Consider the following 26525-nt stretch of genomic DNA (forward strand, 5'->3'; position numbering starts at 1 on the left):
TGGGGCGAGAACGTAAGCTCTGGTCGTAGCGCTTTAATACGGCGCAGCGCTTTGGCACTACTCCTTAAGCGGCTTTAGCGGCTCCCAATCCGAACGATTGGCCAGAAACTCAGGCCTGGGCCGGTTACCGCAGTAAGGGTCGTGTAGCGTGTTTTCAACGCTATTGTAAACAAAGAATAGATTACTTCTCGGCCAGCAAGACATATTGATATTCGAGCCGTGCATGGTGTTGCATTCAAAAATCACCAGCGATCCGGCAGGCCCCTTAGGCGCTTCGATATCGTTTTCTAACATGAGCTCGCGGAGGCTACTGGCTGGGGGCACGCCCACCTCTTGGCTTTTCAGCGACTCTTTATAGTTATTTTCCGGCGTTCGTCCAACACACGGAACAAAATAATGATGGGAGCCCGGGATCAACATTAATGGGCCGTTAAATTCACCGTTGTCAGTGAGTACGATGGAGCAACTTAACGCACGCATACGTGGCATGCCGTCTTCGCTATGCCATGTTTCAAAGTCGGAGTGCCACTCAAACCCTTTGCCTTTAAAACCTGGTTTATAGTTAATCCGTGACTGATGAATATATACATCGCTGCCCAGCAGCTGCTTAACAATCGCCAATAGCTTGGGATCCTGGGTCAAGCGCTGAAAGCGTTTTGAAACATCATGGATGCCGAAAATGGTGCGAATCTCTTCACGCCCAGGTTCAAGAATGGTGCCTTCTGAAAGTTTCAGATCAGCATCGTCTTCATACTCGCGCAGTTCTTTAAGAAAAACCTGCATATCATCAGCGTCAAAAAATCCTTCAAACGACAGAAACCCCTTTCTTTCGTACTCATCAATTTCTGATTTGCTTAAGGGGCCATTCGCAAGCTGTGACTCATCGCCATATACCACGGGATCAATACGCTTAAACATTCCCAACTTTCGTTCCAAGCGAGTCGGGAAAAGATCTTGTGTATCGTTCATGGCAAACTCCTCCGTTAGTATCCATGTCAAGTAACACTTTTAGCGGCTACTTATAAAACGTAGACGCCAAAACGCCCCTCAGCAATGACGCCATGTCAGCCTGCTTCCGTGCAGCCGTTATCGCCTTAATTAGACAATAGCTCTAAGCGTGTAGAGTAGTCGTCGAAAAAACGTGTAGATGGCGGGGCTCTAGCAGACGCTAGAAAAAAGAAAGCCGCTCCAGTGGAGCGGCAAAAAGACCGTGACTAGCAATGAGAGGGAGAAACCATGACAGGAAACTGGCGCTGATTCTTAAATCAACAGCTGTCGTGGTTGCCAGCGTCTCATTAAACGCTGACAATCACACTGTAATAGTTCTCATTTACCCCGTCAATACAAATACGAATATTTTTTATTACCGTTTGTCGAAAGCGAACAACGCAATCGCCCCCACAGGAGGTGAATAAAAATGGGTACCATAAAAAAAGAAAGCCGCTCCAATGGAGCGGCAAAAGACCGTGACTAGCAATGAGAGGGAGAAACCATGACAGGAAACTGGCGCTGATTCTTAAATCAACAGCTGTCGTGGTTGCCAGCGTCTCATTAAACGCTGACAATCACACTGTAATAGTTCTCATTTACCTCGTCAACACTAATACGAATATTTTATATTTAGATTTATCAGTCCCCCCGTCAGCTTACCAGTTGCAGCCAAAACGGCAGGGTAAGCATGGCTAATAGGGTTTGTCCGGTAATGATCGCGGCCATCAGCTCGGCATCGCCGCCCAGTTGGCGGGCGAGGATATACGCAGAGGTAGCCGTAGGGAGTGCGGCAAACAGCAGCGCTACGTCGCGGCTTACCGGATCCAGCTGTAGTATCCAGGTTAATGCCAATACCAGCGCGGGCATAAGCAGCAGTTTAACGCTATTAGTGGCCAGCACGCCGCGGTCAAGACGCAGCAGCGCCGCCGGGCGCAGCGCCACACCGACGGCCACCAAACCTAATGGCAACGCCGCACGCCCCAGCAGCGCCACCGTATCTTGACTCCAGCCGGGCAAACCAACGTCTGACAGGTTCAGACCAATGCCCGCCAAGCAAGCAAGAATCAGCGGATTTTTAATCAGCGCCATGGCACTTTTACCTACGCTAGCACCGCCTAGAGTGCCAGCCGCCACAAAGCTGGCCACACACATCACGTTAACCACTGGCACCATTAGTGCCACGGCGACGGCTGCGGTGGTCGCTCCTAAGCTGCCGTGTAGCGCGGCGGCGCCAGCAACGCCCACATAGGTATTAAAACGTACCGCGCCTTGGAATACCGACGTAAACGCCGCGGGCGTTAGCTGTAGCCAGCCACGTAAGCGCCAGAGCAGCAAGCCAAACAGCGCCATCGCGCCCAGTAACACCAGCGCCAAGCGCCCAACCGGTACCTGGCTTACATCTGCGGTGGCCAGGGTTTCCACCAGCATGGCAGGAAACAGCACAAAGTAGATCAGCCGCTCCATGTGCGGCCAGAAGGTGTCGCTAGGCCAACGCCAATAGCCAAGCACGGCACCGAGTAAGATCAATAGAAATAGTGGGCCTAAAGCGCCAGTGATACTCTCCATTTACGTCCCTTTTGCCTGCGACATCCCAGCACAGCGATATCGACGCGATTGCTGTTACCATGGCTATAACACCCCGCCCCTGCGGCTTGCGTAGCGATTATTCTGCCATGAAGATGATATCAAAACCTGCTCACCCGGCGGGCTTCCCCGTCTTAAGAGTACTGATACTGGTCACTGGCTTGGCGCTGGCGGCCTGCGCATGGTACGCCTTTGCCCATTGGCTTCATCGCGATAGCGATGTGACATGGTTTCCGCCCACATCAAGCTGTAACCTGCATGCAGCGCCCTGCACCGCCACCTTGGGTGATGTGGGCCGCATTACGTTCAACGTGCAGGCAAATGGACGGATTGATGCACTGGAGATACTGCCGCTGGAAGTGGAAGTCGATGGTGTAGCGGCCACACAGGTTGAAGTAGATTTTATTGGTCGAGATATGGATTTAGGGCTACACCGTTTTGCCCTTAGCGCCGATGCGCCCGGCCGCTTTCAAGGTCAAGGCCAAGTGGGAATTTGTACGCAAAGCGTTATGCCCTGGCGAGCGCGTGTCATACTGCAAACCGCAGAAGGCAAGGTAGGCAGCTGGTTCGATTTTGACGTGATTCGGAGTTAACGCATATGGCACGGAAACCCTTATGGCTAGGCGCCGGGTTGGTCGCTGTTTTACTCATAGCCAGCGGCATTGGCCTCTATCAGTATGCCTTTGCCCCTCAAGATGGCGAACCCGTAGGAGGCCCGGTAGACTTACCCTCTACTCAGGGTGATTTTTCATTGACCCAGCTGGACGACGATCAAATCGCGATTGTTTCGTTTGGCTATACCTACTGCCCCGACATCTGCCCCATGACCCAGTCGGTTAAACGCCAAGCCCTGGCCCAGCTCTCTGAGGAGCAGCGCGAGCGTGTAGTGCCGGTAATGATCACCGTCGACCCCGAACGCGACACGATTGAGCGCATGCAGGAGTACATGGGCTTTTTCGGCGAGGCGTTTATCGGTGCAGTGGGCAGCCAGGAGCAGCTTGGGGATGTCGCCTCACGCTATGGGGTGATCTGGCGGAAAGTCGAAGCGCCGGGGTCAGCAATGGACTACACCATTGACCACAGCGCCTCGCTTTTTTTGGTGAATCGCGAGGGCGATATTCTTCAGCGAGTACTCTACTCACCGACCCCGCATGGCCTGGTTTCCGCATTAGAGAGCGAACTAGACGGCTAAGCGGCGCCTCTTAATCGGCTTGTTCAGGTGCTGACTGCAAGCGATCCAACATCGCCATCAGCGCCCCGATTTGGGTGCCATCACGGGTATCGTGCAGGGGGCTTAACTGCCAGGTGCTTTCGGCAACCCCCCACCAGTCCCAGCAGCCCTGCGGGTTCGCCATACTGCTTTCTGCCTGAGGATAGAGCACGATTTGTTGATGCGCTGCCGACCAGGCATTGAGCCCGGTGTAGCGTATAAACGTATCGCCGATGGCCTCTGCGTTCATTTGACAGCCGTGCAGCGCCAGCGTGACCGGGCACTCGCCCGCTTCACAGCCTTCGGGTATAAACACATAGCCGGTGTCCGCTAGGCCCTTTACCGCAAACTCTGACTGATCAAACGCGACCAATTCACCACCTTGCCCTGCCTCTTGCTCACTAGCGCCCGAGGCTTCTCGTTCGGGATAGAGCCAATCCAGCATTTCTCCGGCAATATCCTCATCGCAGGACAACAAAAAACTACCGCCTCCCTGACGACAATCACCCCACTCATGGGGCCCGGGGGCAGCTTCACTGGGTAACTGTATCGGCCAGCCATGCCCCGCATTTTCACTGCGCGCAACGCGCAGCTGATCAGGCGAAGCAAGCCACTGCTGCCACTGCTCTGCAAGCAGGTCGCCGAGCTTTGGCTCAACCACTTCATCCTCTTCGCCGTGCCATAAGTAGGCCCTAAGCTGGCTAAGCGCCTCACTGCTACCTACCTGTTCAAGCCCAAGATAGCGCTGGCGGCGTGCCTCCAGCTCATCCAGCGAAGGCATACCACGACGGGTCATCATGCACTGATTAAGCGCTAGGCTCAGCGACCCCTGCGCACAGCTCCAAGGCCCCGCCGCCAACACACCCAGACCACTAAACCGCTCGGGCCAAGCCACCGCCAGTTGGGTCGCCATATAGCCGCCCGACGATACCCCCACTACGCTGGCCTGCTCACTCGCAGCACTCAGGGCGGGCAAATCCTCAGGCTCACTGTCCGTCTCGGCCTGCGCTAGCAGCGGCGTGCACAGACCTAAGCAAACCAGTGACTGGGCGAGAGAACGCAGGTTAGTGGAGGGGGTTGAGATCATCGCTTATTCGACGCCCAACAGTTCAACGCGGAAGGTCAGCACTTCGTTAGGCCCAATAGGCCCCTGACCATTCTCACCGTAAGCAAGATCCGCTGGGATATACAGCATCCAGCTATCACCAACGCTCATCATCTGCAGCGCTTCCTGCCAACCTTCGATCACTTGGTTGGTTTGGAAGCTGACGGATTCTCCACGCTCAAAAGAGCTATCAAATACAGTGCCATCCAACAGCATACCTTCGTAGTTCACTTCGACGGTGTCTTCAGGGCCAGGCGTGGCGCCGTCGCCAGTTTCAAGCACTTCATACTGGAGACCTGAGTCAGTGACAGACACTTCGTCGCGCTCAGCATTTTCAGCCAGGAAGGCTTCACCCTCTTCGAGATTCATCTGCGCAATCTCTTCAGCTTCTGCTTCACGCGCTTGCATTGACTGCTCCTGGAAGGCCATCAACGCTTCGGTCATCTCTTCTTCACTGAGCGCCAAGTCGTTGTCTTCAAAGACGTCGCTCATACCCTCGTGAAATGCATCCAAGTCGAGGTCTTCGATATCCGCCTGCATGCTTTCACCCAGAGTGACACCCAGGCTGTAAGCCAAGCGCTGTTCATCGGTTTCGGGCGCTGCCGCGGCAAAAGGGGCAACCAAAAGCAAACCTGTCAGAGCCGTAGTAGAGAGCAGTTGTTTCATGAAAGATCCTTTTTATAGCGGCGCCGAACGCCAATCAGTGTTACGCAAAGACTAACACCCACCGCCCCGAGCTGCATCTTCGAGGTGGTGGGTGTCAATAAGACCACAAAATGAGAGAGAGGTTTAGCGGCTTTAGACCACCAGGGTGGGGCAGTGCGCCGCTCCCGCCACTCGTTGAGAAACGCTGCCCAACAGCGGGTTCTTCTCGCCATTGGTGCCCTGAGCGCCAATCACGATCAGATCGCACTCCCGCTTACGGGCAAAACGCACAATAATGCGCGAAGGCCGCCCGCCTTTCACAAAAGCGCGCACACGGGCACTGTCCGCACCCAGTTCAATAGCATGGGATTTTGCATGCACAGCGATCTCGGTGGCGTACTCTTTTAACGCGTCGTCAGGAATATCCAACTGATTAGGCCGTACCATAGAGAGCGAGGCCTCCAGCAGGCTGTGATGCTTAAACACGCACAGCAGATAGAGCTCAGCGCCGGTTAGCATTTGCAAACCCACCGCTTTTTCCAGCGCCCTCAGGGCGCCTTTAGAACCATCCACCGGGACTAAAATGCGATTAAACATTCGCGTACTCCTTGTGGCTGTTTAGCGGAAGGCAACATCGCGCAGGAACAGCGCAATTTGCGGGAACATGATCAGAAGAGCGGCGGCTAAAATCAGCATGAAAATAAACGGTGGAGTACCTTTGATCACATCCCAGTAGGGGCGCTTGAAAATTGCAATCGCGGTGAAAATATCGCACCCGAAGGGCGGGGTTGCCGAACCTATTGCCACTTGCAGCGTGATCAAAATACCCACCAGTACCGGATCGAGCCCAGTGGCCTCAATGGCAGGGGTAAAAATAGGCGTTAGTACCAGAATGACCACAATCGGATCGACAAACATACAGGCCACAAAGAAGGCGATACAGATGGCAATTAACACTCCCGTGGGGCCTGCTTCATTAACCCCCACCGCCTCCAGGATCATTTGTGGGATCTGAGCAAACGAAATGATCCACGAGAAGCCGTTACCCACTGCGACCAGGATAAACACCACAGCAGTAATCAACCCGGTGGATTTGGCGATGGCATAGATATCGTTCATCTTCAGCGAGCGGAAGACCACAAACTCAAGCAATATGGCATACAGCACACAGGCCGCAGCGGCTTCCGTCGGGCTAAAGACACCACCGTAAATACCACCAACAATAATGACCGGAAAGCCAAGCGGCCAAAGCGCCTGCTGAACCGCCACTGCACGATCTCTCCAGGTCGATTTTGCTTCCGTAGGCACATCTTTAACGATGGCGTAGATGATGCAGTAAATCGAGAACATAAGCAGGATCATTAACCCTGGCCCAATCCCGGCAATAAACAGCTCACCGATGGAAGTACCCGAGATCACCCCATAAATAATCATGCCGATACTGGGGGGGATCAAAAACGCGATGTCGCTGGAATTGATAATCAGCGCCAACGTAAAAGAGTCTGAGTAGCCCGCTTTAAGCATTTTAGGACGCAGCGGTGAGCCAACCGCCACCACGGTCGCCTGAGTAGAACCGGATACAGCACCGAACAGCGTACACGAAGCCGCCGTGCTTACCGCCAAGCCGCCTTTAATATGACCAATAAACGCCATGACCATATCAATCAAACGGTTAGCGGACTGCCCGCGGGTCATAATATCGGCAGCAAGGATAAACATGGGCACAGCAATTAACGAGGCTGGTCGTATACCCGCCATCATCTGCTGGATCAGCGTATCCATCTGGCCGAAGCCGTTAAACATCATATAGAAGCCAATTACCGCAGCGGTAATCAGCGGAATCATCATTGGAAAGCCCAGCAGCAGCAGGGCAATCATGGTGGTGACCATTATTGTCGTCATAGCTGTTCCCCTAGGGTGCAGTGCCCCGCATTAGACTTCTGTTTCAGTGTCTTTATAACCATCCACCACGCCCGTCGAAAGATAGACATCGTGGGATGTAACGTTTTTAACGGCAGTCAGCAGGTATTGAATACCGGTGATTAAAAAACCCATCGGCACCCATAGGTAAATGATCCACACCGGTAAGCCCAGGGAGGGCAGCACGCGGCCTTTACTTTGCAGATCAAGAATATAAACAATCGAATAGTAGAGCAGGAAAAACATCACCAGCGAGGTGAACAGCGCAATAAAAATCATCAGTACTTTGCGTCCGCCTACCGGCAACGCATCATAAATAGCCGACATACGTATATGGCGGCCATGGCGCGCGGCATAGCCGATCCCCGCGAAGGTAATCATGATGATTAAAATGCGGTTTAGCTCACCGGAAAACATAATGCTGTTGCCAAATACAAAGCGGGCAACCACATTGGTGACCGTATTCAGCGCCATTAGCAAAACACCCATCGCGAGTATCACGGCTTCTATTTTGCTAATTGCAGTGTCGATCACGCCCAGTACCCCCGGCAAACCGGAGCGGTAACTCTTTTCCATCTCATCATCGGTCATGGCCGGACTCCTTTTGAACGGCTCTAACGGCATCAGTTAAGTGCCGTCGGCACAATAAACACAGCGTTATTTCAGTGTTATCTAGTCCACATCCACTTCGTGCCACTGTCGAAGCGTTAATTCTAGCGTAACGGTATGCAGCCGCCGGTGATTCAACGCTTGATGTACGTAACACACGGTTACGTTGTTAAAACAGCCCGCAGGACTTACGCCTTACTGAGCAAAACAAAAAGGGGCAGCTTGTGCTGCCCCTTGATCATCACCCTTACGCCAGTGTGGCTAAAAAGGTGCTTACTCGTTAGTCACGGCTTCAAGGTCAGCTTTAAACTGCTCAAGTAGCTCCTGACCTTTCTCACCGGTCATTTCCAGGAAGGCTTCTTCAACCTGCGGGGCACGATCACGGAAGGCTTGAATTTGCTCTTCATCGAGACGTGTCACCGTCACTTCATCAGACGCTGCCTGAATCTTCTCTAGCGACTCTTCAGCCAAGCCTTTGATATGCTCAATGGTGTGGTCATAGGCGGCTTCAGAGGCTTCTTGCACTAGCTCCTGATCTTCTTCAGACAGCCCTTCGTAGAAGTCCTGATTGGCCATCATGGCGGTGGTGAACCAACCGTGGCCAGTAAACGTCAGATGCGGAGAGACCTCATACAGACCGCCAGATTCGATCCAGAAGATCGGGTTCTCTTGACCATCAATGATGCCCGTTTGTAGGCCACCATATACTTCGCCCCACGGCAGCGGCGTCGGCGTTGCGCCAAAGGCGTCGTAAGTTTCCGACAACAGTGGGTTGGTCATGGTACGAATTTTCTTATTATTCATATCTTCCGGCGAGCTGATCGGCTCGTCGGTGGTCACGACCATTTCGCCTTCCGGATACATCTTCAGCAGCTCTAGACCTTGCTCGGCATAAAGCTCAGGAAACATCTCGTTGATTGCTTTACTCTCGTCGAAGAACGTCAGTACAGTCTCTTCGTCGGTAGGTAGCAGATAAGGGATGAAGAAGATTTGCGCTTCAGGGATTAGGGCACCAGTAAAGCCAGGCGACTGGTTGACGAACTGTAGAATGCCGTTCTGGGTCTGCTCCATAATGTCGTCAGACTCGCCCAGTTCACCAAAGCGGTAAACTTGTACGGTGTGGTCTGAGTTCTCTTCAATATACTCTTTAAAAGCATAGGCAAAGACGTCTTGAACGTCGCCTTCATACTCCTCGTGAGCATAGCGCCAGTTATCTGCTTGAGCAGCGGCGCTGAGGCCAAACAGCAGTGCGCCTACACTGGCTGTGGTCAATAACTTTGTCGTTACAGAACGAGTAGAAACGGATTTGCTTGCCTTCATGCGGTGTTCCCCTTGCAGTGGTAAGCGCGCTGTACGAATGCGCAAAAACCTAGTTTTGAGAACCCCACTGTTAAAATTCAATGTTTTAACAGTGAGGTCAGTATCGCATTTCCCAACGCGACACTTTATTCGCCAACCGGGGTTTATTAACCCGTATCCCAGTGTGCACTAACAGGTAGTCATGCAATCCATACAGCAATTCACACTGCCTGCTAGCGGACGAAAAACGCTAGGTATTTCAAAAACAGCTTAAATTCAGGCTAGCGCGCTCCTTGGTAAGGGTCAAGCTGGCAAGTAAGCGTTTGTAGCGACTTAAGCCACGTAGGTGGCTGTTTTAAGCGATTCTCAGAGAGACTATCATGCGGGCTAATAACAAGCTGTTTTCGCAGCCATTTAGACGCATCTGACGTCTTTTCGGCAACGTTTGCGACACGTTCCTTATTGTCGGACGCTTCCAAAGCCCACATTTGCCAACGTTGAAGGTTCTCACGCTCAGCCATCAATTCTGCCTGTTTGATGGTTGAGCGCAGCGCTTTCATGGACTCACTCGTCGCCGCCATGGCTTTTAGGTCGCGGCGTAATCCACGCAAAACCGCCGTCACACTGCACTGCCACAAGCGGCGCTGCTCACGCTCACGTTTCAGTGCAGCGGGAATGGCTTCCAACCCGGACGAATAGAGCCAGCAATGAAACAGCACCTCGCAAACGTCCAGCCCAGCATCATCTTGAAGCGTCAGGCAGGCGGCCTCAACGCCAGGCTTGGCATACAGCGTCAGTGCAAAATCCCATAAGGGTGTCTGCTGTAAGCGCTGCAATCGGGTAGAATCAAGCGTCATAGCATCTCGCATCAAATGACCCACTTTCTTCGGGAGAAGGCATGATCGCACTGCGCCAAGTCGCCCTGCAACGCGGCACGCAAACGCTACTCGACAACGCGGACGTCACCCTGAACAACGGAGTGAAGGCCGGGATTATCGGGGCAAACGGCGCCGGTAAATCGAGCCTGTTCAAACTGCTGCTCGGCGAGCTTGCGCCTGACCAGGGCGACGTCGAGATGAGCGGTGGCCAGCGCATTGCGCATATGGCCCAGGAAGTTGACGCCCTTGACCGCCCGATTATCGAGTATGTACTCGATGGCGACTTGGCGCTACGCCAGGCTGAGGCTGACTTACTTGCCGCCCGTGAGGCCGGGGAGGCGCATCGCGAAGCTGAACTGCACGGTTTGATTGAAACCCTGGATGGCTACCGCGCAGAGTCACGCGCAGCGCAACTGCTGGTGGGGCTGGGCTTTGTCCAGGCGGATCTCTCACGCCCGCTCTCGGCGTTTTCCGGCGGCTGGCGGATGCGGGTAAACCTTGCCCGTACGCTATTTATGCCTTCCGACCTGCTGCTGCTGGATGAGCCCACCAACCACCTGGATCTGGATGCCCTGCTGTGGCTGGAGCAGTGGCTGACCCGCTACCCCGGCACCCTGCTGCTGATCTCACACGACCGCGACTTTTTGGATGCGGTGTGCGACCACATCGTGCATATGCATCACCAAACCCTGGAACTATACCGCGGCAATTACTCCCAGTTTGAACGCACCCGCGCCGAAAAGCTCGCCCTGCAGCAGGCTGAAGCCGCCAAACAGCAGGCTCGTCGAGAGGAGATCGAGCGCTTTATCGCTCGCTTCAAAGCCAAGGCGACTAAGGCGAAGCAGGCACAGAGTCGGGTAAAAATGCTCGAGCGGATGGAGGATATTGCCGTTGCCCATGTCGATTCCCCCTTCCATTTCACGCTGCCCGCCGCCGATAAAACGTCCCACCCGCTGCTGGTGCTGGATCAGGCCCAGTTGGGTTATCCCGGTGAAAATGGGGGTGATGACAATGTGCAGCTGGATAAGGTCAACGTTACCTTACTGCCCGGCAGCCGCATTGGTCTTCTGGGCCCAAACGGGGCGGGTAAATCGACACTGATTAAGTCGCTTACCGGGAAACTGGAACTGCTTAATGGCAAGCGGATACCCGGAGAGCACTTGGCGATTGGTTACTTCGCTCAGCATCAGCTTGAAGGGCTGGATGTTACATCAACGCCCTTTGTGCACGTCCAACGCCTTTCCCCCACCGCCAGTGATCAGGATATCCGCAACTTCCTGGGCGGTTTTGGTTTTAAGGGCGATGATGCCTTCGGCACCGTCGCCAACTACTCCGGGGGTGAGAAAGCCCGCTTGGCGCTGGCGCTCGTCGCCTGGCAGAAACCCAACCTGCTGCTACTCGATGAGCCTACCAACCATCTGGATTTAGAGATGCGCGAGGCGCTGACCCAGGCACTGGCCAGCTTTGAAGGCACGGTGATTCTGGTTTCCCACGACCGTCACCTGCTGCGCGCCACGGTCGATGAGTTTTGGAAGGTGGCGGATAACCGCGTCGAGCCCTTCGATGGCGATTTGGAAGACTATCGGGTTTGGCTCAAAGCGCGCCTGGAAGAGAGTCGCCGGGATTCTCGCGGCGAAAAAGCCGAGCGCCAGGGCCTGCAACCCAGCGGCGACAGCCGTGAAGCGCGTAAGGCGTCACGCAAAGCGGCCGCCGAGCTGCGCGAAAAGCTACGCCCGCTGAAAAAGCAGCGCGATCAGGCCGAAAAAACCATGGAAAAGGCCCAGCAGGAACTTGATCAGGTAGAGCAAGTACTGGCAGACCCTGAGCTTTACACAGACAGCACCCGCAAAGCCGAACTCACCAAGACGCTTAGCCAGCAAGCGGAGATTAAAGCGCGATTAGACGAGTCAGAACGGCAGTGGCTTAGCGCCGAAGAGGCGTTGGAAGCAATGGAAGCAGAACTGCTCGCCAGCGAGGAAGCTGCCAACTAGTACTCTAGTACTCAAACACCGATCTAGCTTTCCAGCAAAAACGTTACTGGGCCATCGTTGATCAATGCCACCTGCATATCGGCGCCAAATTCACCGGTGGCCACGTTTGGCCAAGCCGTTCGGGCCTGTGCCACCAGCACGTTAAACAACTCCTCGCCTTGGGCGGGTGGCGCGGCGCTGGAGAAGCTAGGGCGCAGCCCCTTGTGGGTATCTGCCGCCAGGGTGAACTGAGAGACCAGCAGCAAGCCGCCGTTCACCTGCTGCAGGTTTTTATTCATTTTGCCTTCGGCATCGCTGAAAACCCGGTAGTGGAGCAGTTTATGCAGCAGCTTTTCTACAGCGGCCACGTCATCGTGCTTCTCCACCCCCACCAGCGCCAGCAGCCCGTGATCGATACTGCCAACAATCTCGCCTTCCACTTCTACGCTAGCACGCCTCACGCGCTGAATCAGTGCCTTCACAACGCCTCTCCCAGCTAACAAACGGCCATTATAACGACCACTTGTTAATTTTTCCCCAGCAGCGCATCGCGGAAATCTTCACCCAAAGGCCGTTCCCCTAGCCAGATACCAAACATGGCGCTAGCCAGTTCTGCGTTATCTCCCTCATATAGCGTGTCGCCGTTTAGCGCCAGGCGCAGCGTGTCACCGTCCCAACTCAGCACATAGCGATCTTGCGGCTCGACATCCTGGTAGCTTTGGTTAAATGCCTCAACCTCTGCTTCCAACTGGGAAAATTCATAGGCGGTAAGGCTCTTTTGCAGCGTTTCTGTGGTGGCTTCCGCGAAGTCGGGAGCGTCGATGGCGTGAAAATAAGCAAGCTCCAGACGCCGTGGTACGTCGCTCAACGGCTGCGGCTGGGTTTCTCCCTCAAGCTGGTAATAGGCGCCAGCATAGGCTGTCCAGATCATATAACGAAACACACCGCTCCCGATTAGTCGATAGCGCTGGCCGTGCTCCTCTACCGTGCGCTCAAAGGTTTCGCCTTTTTCGGTCACACTGCTGGCCATCGCCGAGTGCATTAGCGAGAGCCCCGCTAACAGCAGTGACAATTGAACAGCGCGCCTAGCACCCAATATATGTGTGTACATAGAACCTCCTCATATCATCGTATCTATACATACCGATACGGGAAATAAGGGTTCCGTACAACATTTATTATTGCCAGCACAATACTGTTATTGAATTTCGCTGTTTACCAGGCGCGGCAGAGCATTAGATCGCAGTGCGGTTCACATAGCAGCATCTCAGTTAGCTGGCTGGTGTGATGGGGCTGCCCACGACTGCCGATCATCACCAGATCCGGCGAGTGGCGCTTCATATACGCCTGCAGTACGTCGCAGGGCGCGCCTTGCTCTAGCACCAACTCAACATCGGGAACACCTGCAAGCTCTCCCATCAGGCTATCAATTTCGTTATCCAACTGCTCGCGCAGTCGCAGCACCTCATGCTCCCGCCAGTGGGCGTAATAAGCCTGTGAACCCAGTTCACGTTCACCGGGCAGTGTCCAGGCATGCAGCAGGGTAAGCGTCGCTTCAGGAAAGAGGATCAATGCCTCTTTCAAGGTATGCCGCGCCGTCAGCGAAAAATCGATAGGTACCAGAATATGCTGCCAGGGCTGGGTGGGCTGGTGAGAAGAGACCACCACCGGGCAAGGCGCGCTGCGCAACACGCGCATGGCAGTGGTGCCCGACAGCAGATCTTTTTGCCCACGTTTGCGGTGCATACCCAGTACAATCAGCTCGGCGTTGCGCTCATGGGCTTCGCGGACGATTTCAACGTGAGGCGAGCCGGTCACGGTCTGGATCAGCGTTTTCGGCGCTTCCAGAGCATAGTCTTCGCGCAGATCTGTCAACATGGCGGTAATGTCTTCCACCACCGCACTCTCGACATCGCGCAGCACACGCCGGGGTAGATAGGGATCCAGTACGTGCAGCACATCTAGCTGAACACCTCGGGCATAGGCCAGTCGTAAAGCTCGTGCAAACGCAGCGCGGTTGTCAGCAGAAAGATCGGTGGCAAACAAGATCGTACGAGGCATGGCGAAACGCTCCTCGGCTGAGCAACCCAGCCTTACAAGCCGTTAAGCAAACACTCCTTAGCATGGTGTGCAATGCGCTTTCTCGCAAGTTACCGATTGCCCAAATGCCTCAAAGCGGTACACCCATCACCACCAAGCGTGAAAATGGTGCACCGGGCCACGGCCTTTACCCACGCTTAAGCGCACGCTCGCTTCTAACGCCGCGTGCAGCCACTGCTTGGCATCGCTGATGGCGGTGACCGGGGCATCCGTACCGGCATCCACGGGTAACTTCGCCAGGCAGGCGGCAATCGCCGAAGAGAGCGCACAACCGGTGCCGTGTAAATTGTTGGTATCGATACGCGAGGCGGGCAACCACTCATGGGTAGTGGGGGTTGCCAGCAGATCCGGGCAGGTGGCCCCGCGCAGATGGCCACCTTTCAGCACCACATAGGGTGCGCCTAACTGCGTCAAGCCCGGCAGCATCGACTCCATGGCGTCTAAACTGGTGGGTGAGGGTGTGTCGAGCAGTACCGCGGCCTCCGGCAGATTGGGGGTTATCACATCGGCCAAGGGCACGAGAACATCGCGTACGGCACGAATGCCTTCATCGTCGACCAGAATATCGCCACTCTTAGCGACCATCACTGGGTCGAGCACAATCCAGCGTGGCCTGCGCTGACGCAGTACGTCGGCGATCACCTCAGCAACCTCACGGCTGGCCACCATGCCGATTTTGACCGCGTCTATCGCCACATCATCCAGCAGGTGTTCCAACTGCTCGCGAATGGCCTGGGGAGCGACAGGGTACACCGAGGCCACGCCGCAGGTGTTTTGGGCAATCACCGCGGTAATCACGTTGGTGCCGTAAACACCGAGGGCTGAAAAGGTTTTCAAATCGCCCTGTAGACCAGCACCACCGGAAGGGTCGGAACCTGCGATGGTAAGCACATTGCGAAGATGGGAATCGGTAGACATGGGGCTCCTTCACGGCAAAATCGGCAACAAACGCCACTGTGCGCCTGCTTTTACGATACCCACTAGGATACCCAAGCTGGGCGCCTTATGCTGCCGAAACGTACCTGCCAGCCACACAAAAGCCGCCCGAAGGCGGCCATTGCGTTCGTGTGCGTGAGCACGGCAGACTATTGAGCGGTGTCGCCTTCCGGGTTGCGGGCGTTATAGTACGCCTGCTCGGAAATGGCGTGGTAATCCTCAACTTTTTCCTGGAACGCTTGATAAGAGTCATAGATACGCGTAGCCAGCTCGCTCGATTCCGCCAACTCTGCAACAACATCAGCCGAATGCTCGCGGGCTTGAGCGAGTACATCGTCAGGGATGCGGCGTAGCTCAACATCGTGCTCGTTGACCAGTGTTTCCAGCGCATCGTTGTTACGCGCGGTGTACTCATCCAGGACGCTTTGGTTGATGTCGCTAATAGCACTACGCAGGATCGCCTGTAGATCCGCGGGCAGCTCCGCGTAAGCCTCTTCGTTAACAATCGCCTCGAACATCACCGTGGGCTCGTGCCAGCCTGGATAGTAGTAATAGTCGGCGGCTTGATGCAGACCAAATGCCAGGTCGTTATAGGGACCAATCCACTCTGTTGCGTCAATCGCACCCGACTGCAGCGAGGTAAATATCTCGCCGCCAGGCATATTGACAATCGCCACCCCCATGCGGCTCATTACTTCGCCACCCAAGCCGGGCATACGCATTTTCAGGCCGTTCAAATCGTCAACGGAGTTGATCTCTTTGTTGTACCAGCCGCCCATCTGCACGCCTGAGGCACCCGCGACCATTACGTCAACGCCGAAGTCATCGTAGAGCTCGTTCCACAGCTCCATACCACCGCCATAGCTTAGCCAGGCGTTCATCTCTTGGGCGTTCATACCAAACGGCACGGCGGCAAAGAACTGTGCAGCAGGGGCCTTGCCCTTCCAGTAGTAGGAGGCAGAGTGACCCAGTTCAGCAGTGCCGTCAGAAACGGCATCAAACACCTCGAATCCGGGTACTAGCTGACCGGCACCGAAGACTTCAATGGTCAGACGGCCATTCGACATTTCGTCGACCAACTGCGATAGGCGCTCAGGGCCTTGACCAACACCTGGGAAATTCTTCGGCCAGGAGGTGACCATTTTCCAACGGAACTCTTCCTCCTGGGCCTGGGCTTGGTTATCGAAGCTAGAAACCACCAGCAAGCTGGCGGAGAGTGCGGTCGTCATGGCGATGGCGACGGGGAGCGTTTTGGCTTTCATACAAGAACCCTCTTACTTTCTATTATTACTATTATTGAGTAGGGAATACTCCGCCTAGCGAAGAACACTAGGCGGTTTACGGCAGGCCATTAACGGCTGCTAACTGCTTTTTAATTAGATTGCCACATATATCCGTTGATAGCTGCGATGTTTTTCAACCAACGCCCCGTTCGTTAAAACTGGTCGGGAAGCCACGTCGCCAGCTGCGGGAAGAAGCTCAGCATGAGCAACATTCCTAGCTGCATGAGGATAAACGGGATAACACCGCGGTAAATAGCTGACGTAGAGACCGACGGCGGCGCCACACCGCGCAAGTAGAACAGCGCGAAGCCAAACGGCGGCGTTAAGAATGACGTTTGCAGGTTGATCGCGATCATGATGCCCAGCCAAATAGGATCAAGCCCCATGGCGAGCAGAATCGGCCCGACAATAGGCACTACCACAAAGGTGATTTCGATAAAGTCGAGAATAAAGCCGAGCAGGAAGATCACCAGCATAACGATAATCGTCGCGCCGACCACCCCGCCAGGCATTGCCTCGAACAATTCAGTCACCATATGCTCGCCGCCGTAGGCACGAAACACCAGCGAAAACAGTGCCGCACCGATCAGGATCAAAAACACCATGGTGGTGACGTGGGTAGTCGAGCGCAGTACGTCTTTGAGGGTCGCCCAGTCAAGCTGACGATAGGCCAATGCCAATACTAAAGCACCAAAGGCGCCCACCGCAGAGGCCTCTGTGGGGGTGGCAAAACCGCTTAGGATCGAGCCCAGCACCGCCACAATCAACACCACGGGCGGTACCAGGCCTTTGAGCAGCAGCATACCAATCCCCGAGGTATGGCCCAGTTCGGCCATTAACTCTTCACGGTCGGCAGCAGGCGCCATGTGCGGGCGCAGCCAGGCCACCAGGGCCACGTAAATCATATACATCACGACCAGCAGCAACCCAGGCACCAGCGCGCCCATAAACAGATCACCCACGGAGACGGTTTTAGGGCTGAAGATCCCCATATCCAGCTGCGCTTGCTGATACGCCGATGACAGCACGTCACCGAGCAGTACCAGGGCAATGGAGGGCGGAATAATCTGACCCAGCGTGCCGGTGGCGCAGATAGTGCCGGTTGCCAACGAGGTGCTGTAGCCACGCTTTAGCATGGTGGGAAGCGACATCAGCCCCATGGTGACCACAGTGGCCCCAACGATGCCGGTAGAGGCAGCCATCAGCATGCCCACCAGGGTTACCGAAATACCCAAGCCACCACGCAATGAGCCAAACAGCAGCGCCATGGCGTCCAGCAGCGTCTCGGCCACTTTGGATTTTTCCAGCAACACACCCATTAAAACAAACAGTGGCACCGCCAACAGCGTTTGGTTGGTCATAATGCCGTAGAGTCGGTTGGGTAAGGCGGCAAGATAGCCACTATCAAAGTTGGCGTTGATACCAATGGCTTCCAGACCCAGCCCCATACCGGCAAACAGCAGCGCCGTGCCCGCCAGCGAGAGCGCTACGGGAAAGCCGAACATCAGCACTATGCATATAACGGCAAATAAAATAATCGGCATGAATTCCAGCATCAAACACGCTCCTCAAGATGGTTGCCACCGGCAGCAGACGGCACTATCCGCCCGGCCATCACATAGCCATTGCGCACAATCTCAATCACGCCTTGCACGATCATTAGCACGGCAAACAGCGGTATTAAGGTTTTCAGTGCATAGACGGCCGGAATACCGCCGTAATCAGAGGAGGTTTCCAGAATACGCCAGGAGTTAGCAACGTAACCCAGGCTGGAAGCGATAATGAAGATCATTACTGGAATCAGTAGGGTAATAATGCCTACCACATTGATTAACGCCTGACGGCGCGGCGTCATACCTCGATAGAAGATATCCACCCGCACGTGACCGTCGTGGCGAAAGGTATAGGCGGCAGCGAGCATAAAGACAGTCGCGTGCATATACATTACGAGCTCTTGCATAAAGATGCTGTTCACACTGAAGGCGTAACGCAGCAGTACAATCGCGAACTGAATCAACATCATTATGATGATCAGCCACGCAAGGGTACGCCCGAACCACTCTGAAGCGCGGTCCAGCGCACCAATAAACGCAGGTAGTTGTGTTGTGTCCGACATGGGAGTGTCTCGCGTAAAACGGCTAAGGGGAGTCAGCGCTCCAGACAATAGCGCATATACGCGCACAATGCAGCGCCCTCGCGCTGCACAGAGTGCTTATTATTAAACGCTTGGGCGAATTGCCGCTAAACAGGCCTCTGGCAAGGGTAGATCCACAGCGATCGGCAGGTGATCAGAAAAAAGATGATCAAGTACACGCACCTCCGCAGCCTCTAACGACTGCGACAACAGGATATGATCCAGTGCATGGCGCGGCTGCCAGGAGGGGTAACTTAACAGAGGTTTAACCGGATGCAGCGGTAGCGACGCACTAAAACGCTCATGAGCATGCAGTTGGTCAGGAGTACAGTTGAGATCTCCCATCACTACAACGTGGCGCAGCGGCTGGATAATCTCGCTTAAATAATTGAGCTGACGCACCCGACCTCGATGACTAAGTGCCAAGTGAGCAACAAATATGTGCAGCGCATCAGGCCCTTCGCCAAAGCGTGCATGTATCGCACCGCGACCAGGCATCGCTCCCGGCAAACGGTGCTCTTCTACTTGGCTGGGCACCAGCCGTGAGAGTAAACCGTTACTGTGCTGAGCAATACGGCCCAGATTACGGTTGAGCTGCTGAACGTGATGGGGAAACCCCGCTTTGGCAGCGAGGTACTCCACCTGGTTGACGCGGCTTGAGCGAAAACTACCGCCATCGACCTCTTGAAGACCGACCACGTCATACTTGCTCAGCACCTCCCCCATTACATCCAGCCGCTTCTGGCGACGCGGATGAGGCAGAAGGTGCTGCCAGCTGCGCGTGAGGTAGTGATGATACGCCGATGTCTGGATCCCCACTTGCAAATTAAAGGTCAACAGACGCAAGTGCCCATCTTCAAACAGCGTCGAGCGTGGGCCATTTATGGCTGCTTCGTCACGCTCTCTGGCTTCGCGCAACACGGTTATTCTGCGCGCTCTTCACGCACCTGCTCGACCAACGCCTCAGCGATCTTCGGCATGTTATCCAGGCTGCCGGCAGAGCTCGGCGTTACCAGATAGCGACCATCAATCACAATGGCCGGCACGCCCATTAACTTCATTTTGCGCATACGATTATTGGCATCATTCACTTCACTGCGTACACCAAAGTCGGTCAGCGCCTGCTTGGCTTCTTCTTCACTGACACCATAGTTGGCGAAGAAAGCAGCGATCTCATCTGGCTCGGTGAGCGACTGATTTTCCTGATGGATGGCGTTAAAGAAGTCGGCATGGAGTTTATCTTCGATGCCCAGCGACTCCGCCGCGTAAAACGCTGTGGCGTGAGTATTCCAATCACCGCCCATAGTGGCAGGCATCTTGACGACACTCACGTCATCTTCCAGCGTCTCGTACCACTCGTTAATCGGCGTTTGCAAACGATAGCAGTGCGGGCAGCCAAACCAGAATATTTCGGTGACTTCAATTTGCCCGTCCTCAACCTGGGTCTCCACCGGCGATTCAAGCAGCTCATAGTGCTGGCCTTCCACCACTTCCTGGGCACTTACCACCGCAGAAAGCCCCAAACCTGCCACTGCAACCATTAGCGTTTTGAACATATTAGACATCGTGTAAGTTTCTCCGTGGGTAAGCGAGGAGTGAGACCGTTGATAAGCCAGCGGGTTCCCTCAGCTAGCGAACGTTGCCTAGTGAGGGCCCGCAAACGGCATAAGGAAGTGTTTAGGCTATCGATTGCTGGTTTTAAACGCGCTTATTGACAACCTTAGTTCAAACCCAGCACGTAATTAGCCACGGCTTCCATATCGTTGTCGCTCATTTTTGAAGCGATATCGCCCATGATGTTATTGGGGCTATTGTTACGATCACCCGCAGCGAAATCCTGAAGCGTTGAAACGGTGTACTCCGCATGCTGGCCAGAAAGCCCCGGGTAAACAGCACTACCGATACCTACCCCGGTTGGAGTGTGGCAAGCTGCACAGGCGGGAATGCCTTTCGACATATCACCAGCGCGGTAAAGCTCTTCACCGCGCGCCAGTAATTCAGCGTCCTCATCACTGGTTTGACCCAGGTTGGCATCCTGGCGTGCAAAGTGTGCCGCTACGTCCCAAGCGTCTTGGTCAGAGTAGTCATCAACTTGACCGGCCATTTGGGGAACCATGCGATTGCCGTCGCGGATATCCATGATCTGTTTTGCCAGATAGGACATCTGCTGACCGGCCAGGTTAGGGAAAGCGCCCGACGGGCTAATGCCCTGCTGCCCATGGCAGGCGGCGCAAGTTTGGGCCATTTCCTGGCCTGCAGATGCGTCTGCATCGGCTTGGTAGTCCGTTTGTGCGTGGGCGATGCCAACGGCGCCCATGGTAATTGCTAGGCTTGCCAGTAACTTTCTCATTGCTATTCCACTATGCCGTTTTATGTTTGACTGGTACGCACCCTGGGCGCTTCCCAGGCTTCACAAGTTACCAGGGTTAGCTCCGCCAATACCAACCTTCGCTAATACCAACAACGTATCGCGATGGTACACTAGCGCCCCAGGTCGCAGATATAAACCGCTTGCATTATAACGAATCACCCCAGCGGCGGGAATGCAAGTACTTACCTGCTTTAGGGGTAATTCGTCGCGGTACCGCTCTCACTTCTTTATCATGAGTCGCTATTATGCGTTCTACTTTACCTGATGGTGAGGCGATAATGAGTTGATCGTACGCAGAGTAGGCCGTTTTTATGTTCGTTTTTCAGGATTAACCCCATGACTACCTCCCATGATAGCCCAGTTCCTCGGCTGAACTACCCGACGGCAAGTTTTCTTATTAGCGCCCCCACCCTGGCCCTGTGCCCGGATGACACCGGTGCCGAAGTCGCTTTTGCCGGGCGTTCAAACGCGGGCAAATCAAGTGCTATCAATGCATTAACGCAACAAAATGCGTTAGCGCGCACCTCTCGAACGCCGGGGCGCACCCAACTGATCAACTTTTTCAGCGTGATGAACGACGAAGCGCGGCGCTTGGTCGATCTCCCCGGCTATGGCTACGCCAAGGTACCAGAGGCGGTCAAACTGGAGTGGCAAAAACATCTAGCCGAGTACTTACGCAACCGCTTTAGCCTGCGCGGCTTAGTACTGCTAATGGATGTGCGCCACCCGCTTACCGAGTTCGACCAAATGATGCTCGACTATGCCGACCAGCGCGGTATGCCGGTGCATATTTTGCTCACCAAAGCCGACAAACTGAAGCGAGGCCCGGCCAGTGCTGCCTTGCAGAAAGTGCGCTCACGGTTGAAAGAGTGGGAAGACCTGGTCTCCGTTCAACTGTTCTCTTCACTCAAGCGCGACGGCGTCGATACGCTATCCCAGAAGCTCAACCAGTGGCTGTATACCCCCCCTGAGTGATGTCGCTATTGCTCCGCTGAGCTATAGCTTCTCAAGCACGCTGGGCAATTCTTTAATATGAGCTATGCGATACACCCGTGGCGGCAGTGGTTGATCCTCTGAGGGAGAAATCCATACCGCATGCATGCCCAACTGCTGGGCGGGCAGCACGTCCTCCAGCCACGAATCACCCACATGCATGGCGCGCTCGGGGGCCACGTTGAGTTGCGACAGTGCGGTGAGGAACGGCGTAGGGTCAGGTTTGGGCGCCAATATCTCGCCCGCGGCAATGGCAACCGGAAAGTAGGCTGCCAGCGGCTGTCGTTTAAGATGAATATTGCCGTTGGTGATCGCCGCCAACTGATAGCGTTCCGCCAGGGCAGCCAGCAAACCGGCCGCTTCGGGGTGAGGCGTGACCTGCACGCGTAGGCGGTGGAACTCATTCATCGCCGCGGATGCCCACATTAACGCAGCACTGCGGTGCAAACCTGCGTCTTCTAACTGGGCCTCCAAGGCGCGCAAACGCAGCCAGGTGAAATCCCCGCGACGTTCTGGCACCTCACTGGCCAGCTGTTGACGACGCTGGAGATAATCCAGCCCGCCCTCTTCATGGGATAGCCCCAAGGTTGCTTCCTGGCGTGCTGCCCGCCATGTATCCAACGCCTCCAGTAACCAACGGTAGTGCCCCTCTTCGGTGCGCGCCATCACACCGTGGTTATCCCATAACGTATCGTCGAGATCGAAGGTAATCGCCTTTAACATCGTCATGGCTTGCTCCTGGGGCTATTCGTAGGGTCGTTGGGGCCTCGCTTGGCCCGGGGGTGTGCGGCATCGTAGCTAGTCGCCAGATGCTGCCAGTCAAGCCGGGTGTAAATTTGCGTGGTCGACAGATTGGCGTGCCCCAGCAGTTCTTGCACGGCGCGCAGATCCTGGCTTGATTCCAGCAGGTGGCTGGCAAAGGAGTGGCGCAAACGGTGGGGATGCAGGTGTTCGGGCAAGCCACGGGCAACAGACAACTGCGCTAAACGCTTTTGAATGGCGCGATGACCTAACCGCTGCCCGCGCTGGCCCACAAACAGCGCCTGCTCAGCCATGGGGGCCAGCGCAGCGCGACACCCGAGCCATTCGGCCAGCGCCTGCTGGGCGCGGCGCCCTACCGGCACCTGGCGAGGTTTAGCGCCTTTGCCCATTACCCTGACCCGGCTGTTTTGCAAATCGCCCAAATCGAGCGCCGCCAGCTCCGCCAAGCGCAGACCGCTGGAGTAAAACAGCTCAAGAATGGCTTGATCCCGCACGCCCAACGGTGAGCCGTCGTGGGGGGTATCGAGGAAGCGCGCCAGGGCGTCAACATCCACCGGGCGCGGCAGATGGCTGGGCTGCTTTGGCGTACGCAATAAACCCACCGGGTTATCAACCAGTACACCCTGTTTGACCAGATAGTCGGCGAACTGGGAAAGCGCCGCCCGCCGCCGGGCCAGACTCCTGGGCGCCAAGCCCCGGCTGCGCTCTGAGCCCAAAAACGCCCGTAATAGTGCAGTATCTAACGCCGCAGGGTCGGTCACCTCGCGACGCTCGGTGAAGGTACACAACGCCGCCAGGTCATGCCGGTACGCCTCAACGGTGGCTGGACTTGCATGGCTCGCCAGAGCGTTCAAAAATGCCTCAACACGCTGGGCTAAGGCTGATTCCGACAAGCAGGGGTCAGTCATCGCCCAGGCGTACCAGCAGGCGCGCGACGATATCGCCCAAGTACTCGGTAAACAGCGTGTCCATACTGGCGCGGTAAGCGTCGGGGCTGGGGCTAGCGAGCAGCAAATAGCCCATGGGGTCACCCGCCGAGAGCCGTGAAATCGCGCACGAGCCCGCTTTGCGGGGCGCTTTGACATGGGGTAGCAGGCACTTCCAGTCGCTGACGCTAAGCTTAACGCAGCGGCTGGTTCGGCCATCCAGCAACGCCGACAGGCGAGCGCTGGCGTGCTGATCCAGCACATGCCGGGGCGGCTGGGGCGGCGTCGGCTCACTATCGCTTAACGTGGAGGGACACCACAGCGCCATGGCCGGGGTCTCAAAGCGCTCGCTCAGTTGGGTGGCCAATGCTTGCGCCAGCGCATCGCGGTCTGGAGCTTCCACCAGCGCTATCAATGTTTCCCGCAGCCGACGGTACTGGGACTCGTTATGCCGAGCCGTCTCCAGCAGGTGTTCCAGGCGCCCCTCGGCGGTTTCCGCACGCTTACGCAGATCCAGCACTAGGCGCTCTAGCAGCGATACCGCCCCATCGATATGCGGGTGAGGCACCTGCAGTTGCTGAAGCAACCCTTCACGGCCGACGAAAAAATCGGGATGGCGCGCCAGCCAGAACGCCACTTGATCAGGCTCGAGCGTTTTGCGGGGTTCGGGGGCTTGTGACATCGCCGTTCTCCTCGAATTAATTAAGTGCTACGCGGCCATCGAAGACGCGTGTAGCTGGCCCCACCATCGTTAGCGCCCCTTCTGGGTCAGGCCACTCAATGCTGAGTTCTCCACCGGGTAAATGGACTTTTACAGGGCTTTTCAGCAGCCCCTGGCGAATGCCGCTGGCCACTGCGGCGCAGGCACCGGTGCCGCAGGCCAGCGTTTCGCCGCTGCCGCGCTCATAAACGCGCAAGCGAATTTCACTTGGCGAGAGTACCTGCATAAAGCCTACGTTAACACGCTTAGGGAAACGGGGATGCGCCTCTACCAATGGCCCAAGGCGTTCGACCGGGGCATCGTCCACGCTGTCGACCTGCAGCACCGCATGGGGGTTGCCCATGGAGACCACGCCAATCCGCAGCGTTTCATCCCCCACTTCGAGCTGATGCAATGGTTGATCCCCAGGGGCATCGAACGGCAGCGCCAGAGGAGTAAACCGTGGCCGGCCCATATCCACCCGCACCATGCCGTCGTGCTGAACGGTGAGTACCAAGGGGCCACCGGCGGTTTCCACATGAATTTCATGCTTATGGGTTAGCCGCTGATCGCGCACGAAGCGGGCAAAACAGCGCGCGCCGTTGCCACAGTTCTCCACTTCACTGCCGTCGGCATTGTAAATGCGGTAGCGAAAATCCATCTCGGGATCGCGAGGCGGTTCAACAACCAACAGCTGATCAAAGCCAATGCCGAAACGCCGGTCTGCCAGCGTGCGGATTTGGGCCTCGTCCAACCGTGCGCGCTGAGTGACCAGATCCACCATGACGAAGTCATTGCCCAGGCCATGCATTTTGGTGAAGTGTAACAGCATCAGCGCCCCCCTTCGGGCAGCAGCGCTTCACCTGCCCACAGGCTAGCGACGGTTTCCCGTGCGCGCACCACGTGGCAGTTGTCGCCATCGACCATTAGCTCAGCGGCCCGCGGGCGGCTGTTGTAGTTCGAGGCCATGACGAACCCGTAGGCCCCCGCCGAGCGCACCGCCAGCAGATCACCTTCGGCAATTGCCAGCTCGCGCTCTTTGCCCAGAAAGTCACCGGTTTCGCAAACGGGGCCCACCACGTCGTAGAAGGCACTCTCCCGGGATTGGCGGGTATCCACCGGCACAATTGCCTGCCAGGCCTGGTACAGCGCCGGACGAATCAGGTCGTTCATGGCCGCATCGACAATGGCAAAGTTTTTGGTCTCTCCGGGCTTTAAGAACTCCACCCGAGTGAGCATAACGCCCGCATTGGCGGCTATCGAACGGCCTGGCTCGAACAGCAGCGTCAACTGCTCGCCGCCCTCCCAGCGCGAAAGCCGCGCCAGCAGTTGGCTGGCGTAATCGAACGGCTGGGGCGGCTTTTCGTCACGATATGGCACGCCTAAACCACCGCCTAAATCGAGGTGCTCGATTTCGATGCCTCGCTCGCGCAGCCGCTCCATGAGTACCAACAAGCGTTCAAGGGCATCCAAAAACGGCGCCGTTTCAGTAAGCTGGGAACCGATGTGACAGTCGAGCCCCTTCACTTGCACATTGGGCAGGCTTGCGGCCAGCTCATAAACAGCCAGCGCTTCATCCACCGGAATACCAAACTTGTTATCCTTCAAACCGGTGGAGATATACGGATGAGTACCCGCATCCACGTCCGGATTAACCCGCAACGAGACCGGTGCCACTTTACCCAGCTCGCCAGCGACGCGATTCAAGCGCTCGAGCTCAGGGCGCGACTCAACGTTAAAGCACTTAATGCCCACTTCCAGCGCTCGGGCCATTTCATGGGGCTGCTTGGCAACCCCGGAAAAGACCACCTTCACCGGGTCGCCCCCCGCCTTCAGCACCCGTTCAAGCTCGCCGATGGAGACGATATCGAACCCCGCACCCAGCTTGGCTAACAGGCCTAGCACAGCCAGATTGGAGTTGGCCTTCACCGCGTAACAGATCAAGTGAGGATGGCCGCCCAGTGCTTCGGTGTAGGCACGAAAGTGGCGCTCAAAGGTCGCTTTTGAGTAGACGTAGCAGGGCGTGCCGAACTCGTCGGCAATCCGTGACAGCGGCACATCTTCGGCGTATAGCACGCCATCGCGGTAATTAAAATAATCCATAGGGCTC

General features: G+C 55.8%; 28 protein-coding genes. 4 read left to right on the plus strand and 24 right to left on the minus strand.

The genetic code is table 11. The features are described from left to right. Positions 1 to 57: 57 nt before the first annotated feature. Entirely contained in the window at positions 58 to 969 is a 912-nt protein-coding gene (gene thpD / locus ACFIOZ_RS21010) for an ectoine hydroxylase (protein WP_386081028.1), read from the minus strand. Positions 970 to 1641: 672 nt separating this feature from the next. Next, positions 1642 to 2556, minus strand: coding sequence for an AEC family transporter (locus tag ACFIOZ_RS21015; RefSeq protein WP_386081031.1), 915 nt, complete (start codon positions 2554 to 2556; stop codon positions 1642 to 1644). A 107-nt stretch (positions 2557 to 2663) separates the two neighbouring features. Between ACFIOZ_RS21015 and ACFIOZ_RS21020 the strand changes: the two genes are divergently transcribed. Beyond that, entirely contained in the window at positions 2664 to 3167 is a 504-nt protein-coding gene (locus ACFIOZ_RS21020) for a hypothetical protein (RefSeq protein ID WP_386081033.1), read from the plus strand. 5 nt (positions 3168 to 3172) lie between these two features. After that, complete coding sequence (locus tag ACFIOZ_RS21025) at positions 3173 to 3766, plus strand: SCO family protein (protein WP_386081035.1); 594 nt, start codon at positions 3173 to 3175, stop codon at positions 3764 to 3766. Between the two features lie 10 nt (positions 3767 to 3776). Here the strand turns inward: ACFIOZ_RS21025 and ACFIOZ_RS21030 are convergent, their stop codons facing one another. The 7 genes from ACFIOZ_RS21030 to ACFIOZ_RS21060 form a co-directional block, all read right to left on the minus strand. Further along, on the minus strand, positions 3777 to 4871 hold the full coding sequence (locus ACFIOZ_RS21030) for a poly(3-hydroxybutyrate) depolymerase (RefSeq protein ID WP_386081036.1): 1095 nt from the start codon (positions 4869 to 4871) through the stop codon (positions 3777 to 3779). 3 nt (positions 4872 to 4874) lie between these two features. Continuing rightward, the gene (locus tag ACFIOZ_RS21035) at positions 4875 to 5555 is read right to left on the minus strand and encodes an FKBP-type peptidyl-prolyl cis-trans isomerase (RefSeq protein ID WP_386081038.1); all 681 of its coding nucleotides are present in this window, start codon (positions 5553 to 5555) and stop codon (positions 4875 to 4877) included. 132 nt (positions 5556 to 5687) lie between these two features. Further along, entirely contained in the window at positions 5688 to 6131 is a 444-nt protein-coding gene (locus tag ACFIOZ_RS21040; protein ID WP_088700144.1) for a universal stress protein, read from the minus strand. Positions 6132 to 6152: 21 nt separating this feature from the next. Further along, positions 6153 to 7436, minus strand: coding sequence for a TRAP transporter large permease (locus ACFIOZ_RS21045; protein ID WP_386081040.1), 1284 nt, complete (start codon positions 7434 to 7436; stop codon positions 6153 to 6155). Between the two features lie 30 nt (positions 7437 to 7466). Further along, the gene (locus tag ACFIOZ_RS21050) at positions 7467 to 8045 is read right to left on the minus strand and encodes a TRAP transporter small permease (protein ID WP_386081041.1); all 579 of its coding nucleotides are present in this window, start codon (positions 8043 to 8045) and stop codon (positions 7467 to 7469) included. A 291-nt stretch (positions 8046 to 8336) separates the two neighbouring features. Next, positions 8337 to 9383, minus strand: coding sequence for a TRAP transporter substrate-binding protein DctP (dctP, locus tag ACFIOZ_RS21055; RefSeq protein ID WP_386081043.1), 1047 nt, complete (start codon positions 9381 to 9383; stop codon positions 8337 to 8339). A gap of 260 nt (positions 9384 to 9643) precedes the next feature. Continuing rightward, the gene (locus ACFIOZ_RS21060; RefSeq protein WP_386081045.1) at positions 9644 to 10219 is read right to left on the minus strand and encodes a TIGR02444 family protein; all 576 of its coding nucleotides are present in this window, start codon (positions 10217 to 10219) and stop codon (positions 9644 to 9646) included. A 41-nt stretch (positions 10220 to 10260) separates the two neighbouring features. Between ACFIOZ_RS21060 and ACFIOZ_RS21065 the strand changes: the two genes are divergently transcribed. Further along, complete coding sequence (locus ACFIOZ_RS21065; RefSeq protein WP_386081047.1) at positions 10261 to 12231, plus strand: ATP-binding cassette domain-containing protein; 1971 nt, start codon at positions 10261 to 10263, stop codon at positions 12229 to 12231. 23 nt (positions 12232 to 12254) lie between these two features. Here the strand turns inward: ACFIOZ_RS21065 and dtd are convergent, their stop codons facing one another. The 10 genes from dtd to ACFIOZ_RS21115 all read right to left on the minus strand — a co-directional run bounded on the left by dtd (position 12255) and on the right by ACFIOZ_RS21115 (position 21013). After that, entirely contained in the window at positions 12255 to 12692 is a 438-nt protein-coding gene (dtd, locus tag ACFIOZ_RS21070; RefSeq protein WP_386081049.1) for a D-aminoacyl-tRNA deacylase, read from the minus strand. Between the two features lie 44 nt (positions 12693 to 12736). Continuing rightward, entirely contained in the window at positions 12737 to 13321 is a 585-nt protein-coding gene (locus ACFIOZ_RS21075; RefSeq protein ID WP_386081051.1) for a chalcone isomerase family protein, read from the minus strand. A gap of 104 nt (positions 13322 to 13425) precedes the next feature. Then, on the minus strand, positions 13426 to 14271 hold the full coding sequence (locus ACFIOZ_RS21080; RefSeq protein ID WP_386081053.1) for a universal stress protein: 846 nt from the start codon (positions 14269 to 14271) through the stop codon (positions 13426 to 13428). A gap of 126 nt (positions 14272 to 14397) precedes the next feature. Then, positions 14398 to 15228, minus strand: coding sequence for a bifunctional hydroxymethylpyrimidine kinase/phosphomethylpyrimidine kinase (thiD, locus tag ACFIOZ_RS21085; protein WP_386081054.1), 831 nt, complete (start codon positions 15226 to 15228; stop codon positions 14398 to 14400). 167 nt (positions 15229 to 15395) lie between these two features. Beyond that, positions 15396 to 16508 carry a TRAP transporter substrate-binding protein gene (locus ACFIOZ_RS21090; protein ID WP_088700132.1) on the minus strand — a complete coding sequence of 371 codons (1113 nt, stop codon included), beginning with the start codon at positions 16506 to 16508 and terminating at the stop codon, positions 15396 to 15398. A gap of 173 nt (positions 16509 to 16681) precedes the next feature. Continuing rightward, a complete protein-coding gene (locus ACFIOZ_RS21095) occupies positions 16682 to 18085 on the minus strand; it encodes a TRAP transporter large permease (protein ID WP_386081057.1) in 1404 nt (467 codons plus the stop codon). Next, positions 18085 to 18645, minus strand: coding sequence for a TRAP transporter small permease subunit (locus tag ACFIOZ_RS21100; RefSeq protein WP_386081059.1), 561 nt, complete (start codon positions 18643 to 18645; stop codon positions 18085 to 18087). Before ACFIOZ_RS21100 ends, ACFIOZ_RS21095 begins: the two co-directional genes overlap by 1 nt. Positions 18646 to 18747: 102 nt before the next feature. Then, positions 18748 to 19581, minus strand: coding sequence for an endonuclease/exonuclease/phosphatase family protein (locus ACFIOZ_RS21105; RefSeq protein ID WP_249325331.1), 834 nt, complete (start codon positions 19579 to 19581; stop codon positions 18748 to 18750). Between the two features lie 5 nt (positions 19582 to 19586). Beyond that, positions 19587 to 20219, minus strand: coding sequence for a thiol:disulfide interchange protein DsbA/DsbL (locus tag ACFIOZ_RS21110; protein WP_386084152.1), 633 nt, complete (start codon positions 20217 to 20219; stop codon positions 19587 to 19589). A gap of 164 nt (positions 20220 to 20383) precedes the next feature. Further along, positions 20384 to 21013, minus strand: a complete 630-nt coding sequence (locus ACFIOZ_RS21115; RefSeq protein WP_386081061.1) for a c-type cytochrome — start codon at positions 21011 to 21013, stop codon at positions 20384 to 20386. 357 nt (positions 21014 to 21370) lie between these two features. Between ACFIOZ_RS21115 and yihA the strand changes: the two genes are divergently transcribed. Then, positions 21371 to 22009, plus strand: coding sequence for a ribosome biogenesis GTP-binding protein YihA/YsxC (yihA, locus tag ACFIOZ_RS21120; protein WP_386081062.1), 639 nt, complete (start codon positions 21371 to 21373; stop codon positions 22007 to 22009). A gap of 21 nt (positions 22010 to 22030) precedes the next feature. Here yihA and ACFIOZ_RS21125 read toward each other — a convergent pair whose 3' ends face one another. From ACFIOZ_RS21125 to lysA, 5 genes are read right to left on the minus strand one after another with little or no spacing between them, the layout of a single operon-like run. Continuing rightward, the gene (locus tag ACFIOZ_RS21125) at positions 22031 to 22756 is read right to left on the minus strand and encodes an HAD family hydrolase (protein WP_386081064.1); all 726 of its coding nucleotides are present in this window, start codon (positions 22754 to 22756) and stop codon (positions 22031 to 22033) included. After that, a complete protein-coding gene (locus ACFIOZ_RS21130) occupies positions 22753 to 23697 on the minus strand; it encodes a tyrosine recombinase XerC (protein WP_386081066.1) in 945 nt (314 codons plus the stop codon). Before ACFIOZ_RS21130 ends, ACFIOZ_RS21125 begins: the two co-directional genes overlap by 4 nt. Then, a complete protein-coding gene (locus tag ACFIOZ_RS21135; RefSeq protein ID WP_386081067.1) occupies positions 23690 to 24397 on the minus strand; it encodes a DUF484 family protein in 708 nt (235 codons plus the stop codon). The genes ACFIOZ_RS21130 and ACFIOZ_RS21135 overlap by 8 nt, the downstream gene beginning before the upstream one ends. 16 nt (positions 24398 to 24413) lie before the next feature. Then, complete coding sequence (dapF, locus tag ACFIOZ_RS21140; protein WP_386081068.1) at positions 24414 to 25247, minus strand: diaminopimelate epimerase; 834 nt, start codon at positions 25245 to 25247, stop codon at positions 24414 to 24416. Beyond that, on the minus strand, positions 25247 to 26518 hold the full coding sequence (gene lysA / locus ACFIOZ_RS21145) for a diaminopimelate decarboxylase (RefSeq protein WP_386081069.1): 1272 nt from the start codon (positions 26516 to 26518) through the stop codon (positions 25247 to 25249). The genes dapF and lysA overlap by 1 nt, the downstream gene beginning before the upstream one ends. Positions 26519 to 26525: the final 7 nt, after the last annotated feature.

The sequence above is a fragment of the Vreelandella sp. F11 genome (assembly GCF_042466685.1).
Taxonomy (GTDB): domain Bacteria; phylum Pseudomonadota; class Gammaproteobacteria; order Pseudomonadales; family Halomonadaceae; genus Vreelandella.

Coding starts and splice junctions, on each gene's coding strand:
- thpD (WP_386081028.1), bottom strand. CDS start 969: ATGAACGATACACAAGATCTTTTCCCGACTCGCTTGGAACGAAAGTTG.
- ACFIOZ_RS21015 (WP_386081031.1), bottom strand. CDS start 2,556: ATGGAGAGTATCACTGGCGCTTTAGGCCCACTATTTCTATTGATCTTA.
- ACFIOZ_RS21020 (WP_386081033.1), top strand. CDS start 2,664: ATGAAGATGATATCAAAACCTGCTCACCCGGCGGGCTTCCCCGTCTTA.
- ACFIOZ_RS21025 (WP_386081035.1), top strand. CDS start 3,173: ATGGCACGGAAACCCTTATGGCTAGGCGCCGGGTTGGTCGCTGTTTTA.
- ACFIOZ_RS21030 (WP_386081036.1), bottom strand. CDS start 4,871: ATGATCTCAACCCCCTCCACTAACCTGCGTTCTCTCGCCCAGTCACTG.
- ACFIOZ_RS21035 (WP_386081038.1), bottom strand. CDS start 5,555: ATGAAACAACTGCTCTCTACTACGGCTCTGACAGGTTTGCTTTTGGTT.
- ACFIOZ_RS21040 (WP_088700144.1), bottom strand. CDS start 6,131: ATGTTTAATCGCATTTTAGTCCCGGTGGATGGTTCTAAAGGCGCCCTG.
- ACFIOZ_RS21045 (WP_386081040.1), bottom strand. CDS start 7,436: ATGACGACAATAATGGTCACCACCATGATTGCCCTGCTGCTGCTGGGC.
- ACFIOZ_RS21050 (WP_386081041.1), bottom strand. CDS start 8,045: ATGACCGATGATGAGATGGAAAAGAGTTACCGCTCCGGTTTGCCGGGG.
- dctP (WP_386081043.1), bottom strand. CDS start 9,383: ATGAAGGCAAGCAAATCCGTTTCTACTCGTTCTGTAACGACAAAGTTA.
- ACFIOZ_RS21060 (WP_386081045.1), bottom strand. CDS start 10,219: ATGACGCTTGATTCTACCCGATTGCAGCGCTTACAGCAGACACCCTTA.
- ACFIOZ_RS21065 (WP_386081047.1), top strand. CDS start 10,261: ATGATCGCACTGCGCCAAGTCGCCCTGCAACGCGGCACGCAAACGCTA.
- ACFIOZ_RS21075 (WP_386081051.1), bottom strand. CDS start 13,321: ATGTACACACATATATTGGGTGCTAGGCGCGCTGTTCAATTGTCACTG.
- ACFIOZ_RS21080 (WP_386081053.1), bottom strand. CDS start 14,271: ATGCCTCGTACGATCTTGTTTGCCACCGATCTTTCTGCTGACAACCGC.
- thiD (WP_386081054.1), bottom strand. CDS start 15,228: ATGTCTACCGATTCCCATCTTCGCAATGTGCTTACCATCGCAGGTTCC.
- ACFIOZ_RS21090 (WP_088700132.1), bottom strand. CDS start 16,508: ATGAAAGCCAAAACGCTCCCCGTCGCCATCGCCATGACGACCGCACTC.
- ACFIOZ_RS21095 (WP_386081057.1), bottom strand. CDS start 18,085: ATGCTGGAATTCATGCCGATTATTTTATTTGCCGTTATATGCATAGTG.
- ACFIOZ_RS21100 (WP_386081059.1), bottom strand. CDS start 18,645: ATGTCGGACACAACACAACTACCTGCGTTTATTGGTGCGCTGGACCGC.
- ACFIOZ_RS21110 (WP_386084152.1), bottom strand. CDS start 20,219: ATGTTCAAAACGCTAATGGTTGCAGTGGCAGGTTTGGGGCTTTCTGCG.
- ACFIOZ_RS21115 (WP_386081061.1), bottom strand. CDS start 21,013: ATGAGAAAGTTACTGGCAAGCCTAGCAATTACCATGGGCGCCGTTGGC.
- yihA (WP_386081062.1), top strand. CDS start 21,371: ATGACTACCTCCCATGATAGCCCAGTTCCTCGGCTGAACTACCCGACG.
- ACFIOZ_RS21125 (WP_386081064.1), bottom strand. CDS start 22,756: ATGACGATGTTAAAGGCGATTACCTTCGATCTCGACGATACGTTATGG.
- ACFIOZ_RS21130 (WP_386081066.1), bottom strand. CDS start 23,697: ATGACTGACCCCTGCTTGTCGGAATCAGCCTTAGCCCAGCGTGTTGAG.
- ACFIOZ_RS21135 (WP_386081067.1), bottom strand. CDS start 24,397: ATGTCACAAGCCCCCGAACCCCGCAAAACGCTCGAGCCTGATCAAGTG.
- dapF (WP_386081068.1), bottom strand. CDS start 25,247: ATGCTGTTACACTTCACCAAAATGCATGGCCTGGGCAATGACTTCGTC.
- lysA (WP_386081069.1), bottom strand. CDS start 26,518: ATGGATTATTTTAATTACCGCGATGGCGTGCTATACGCCGAAGATGTG.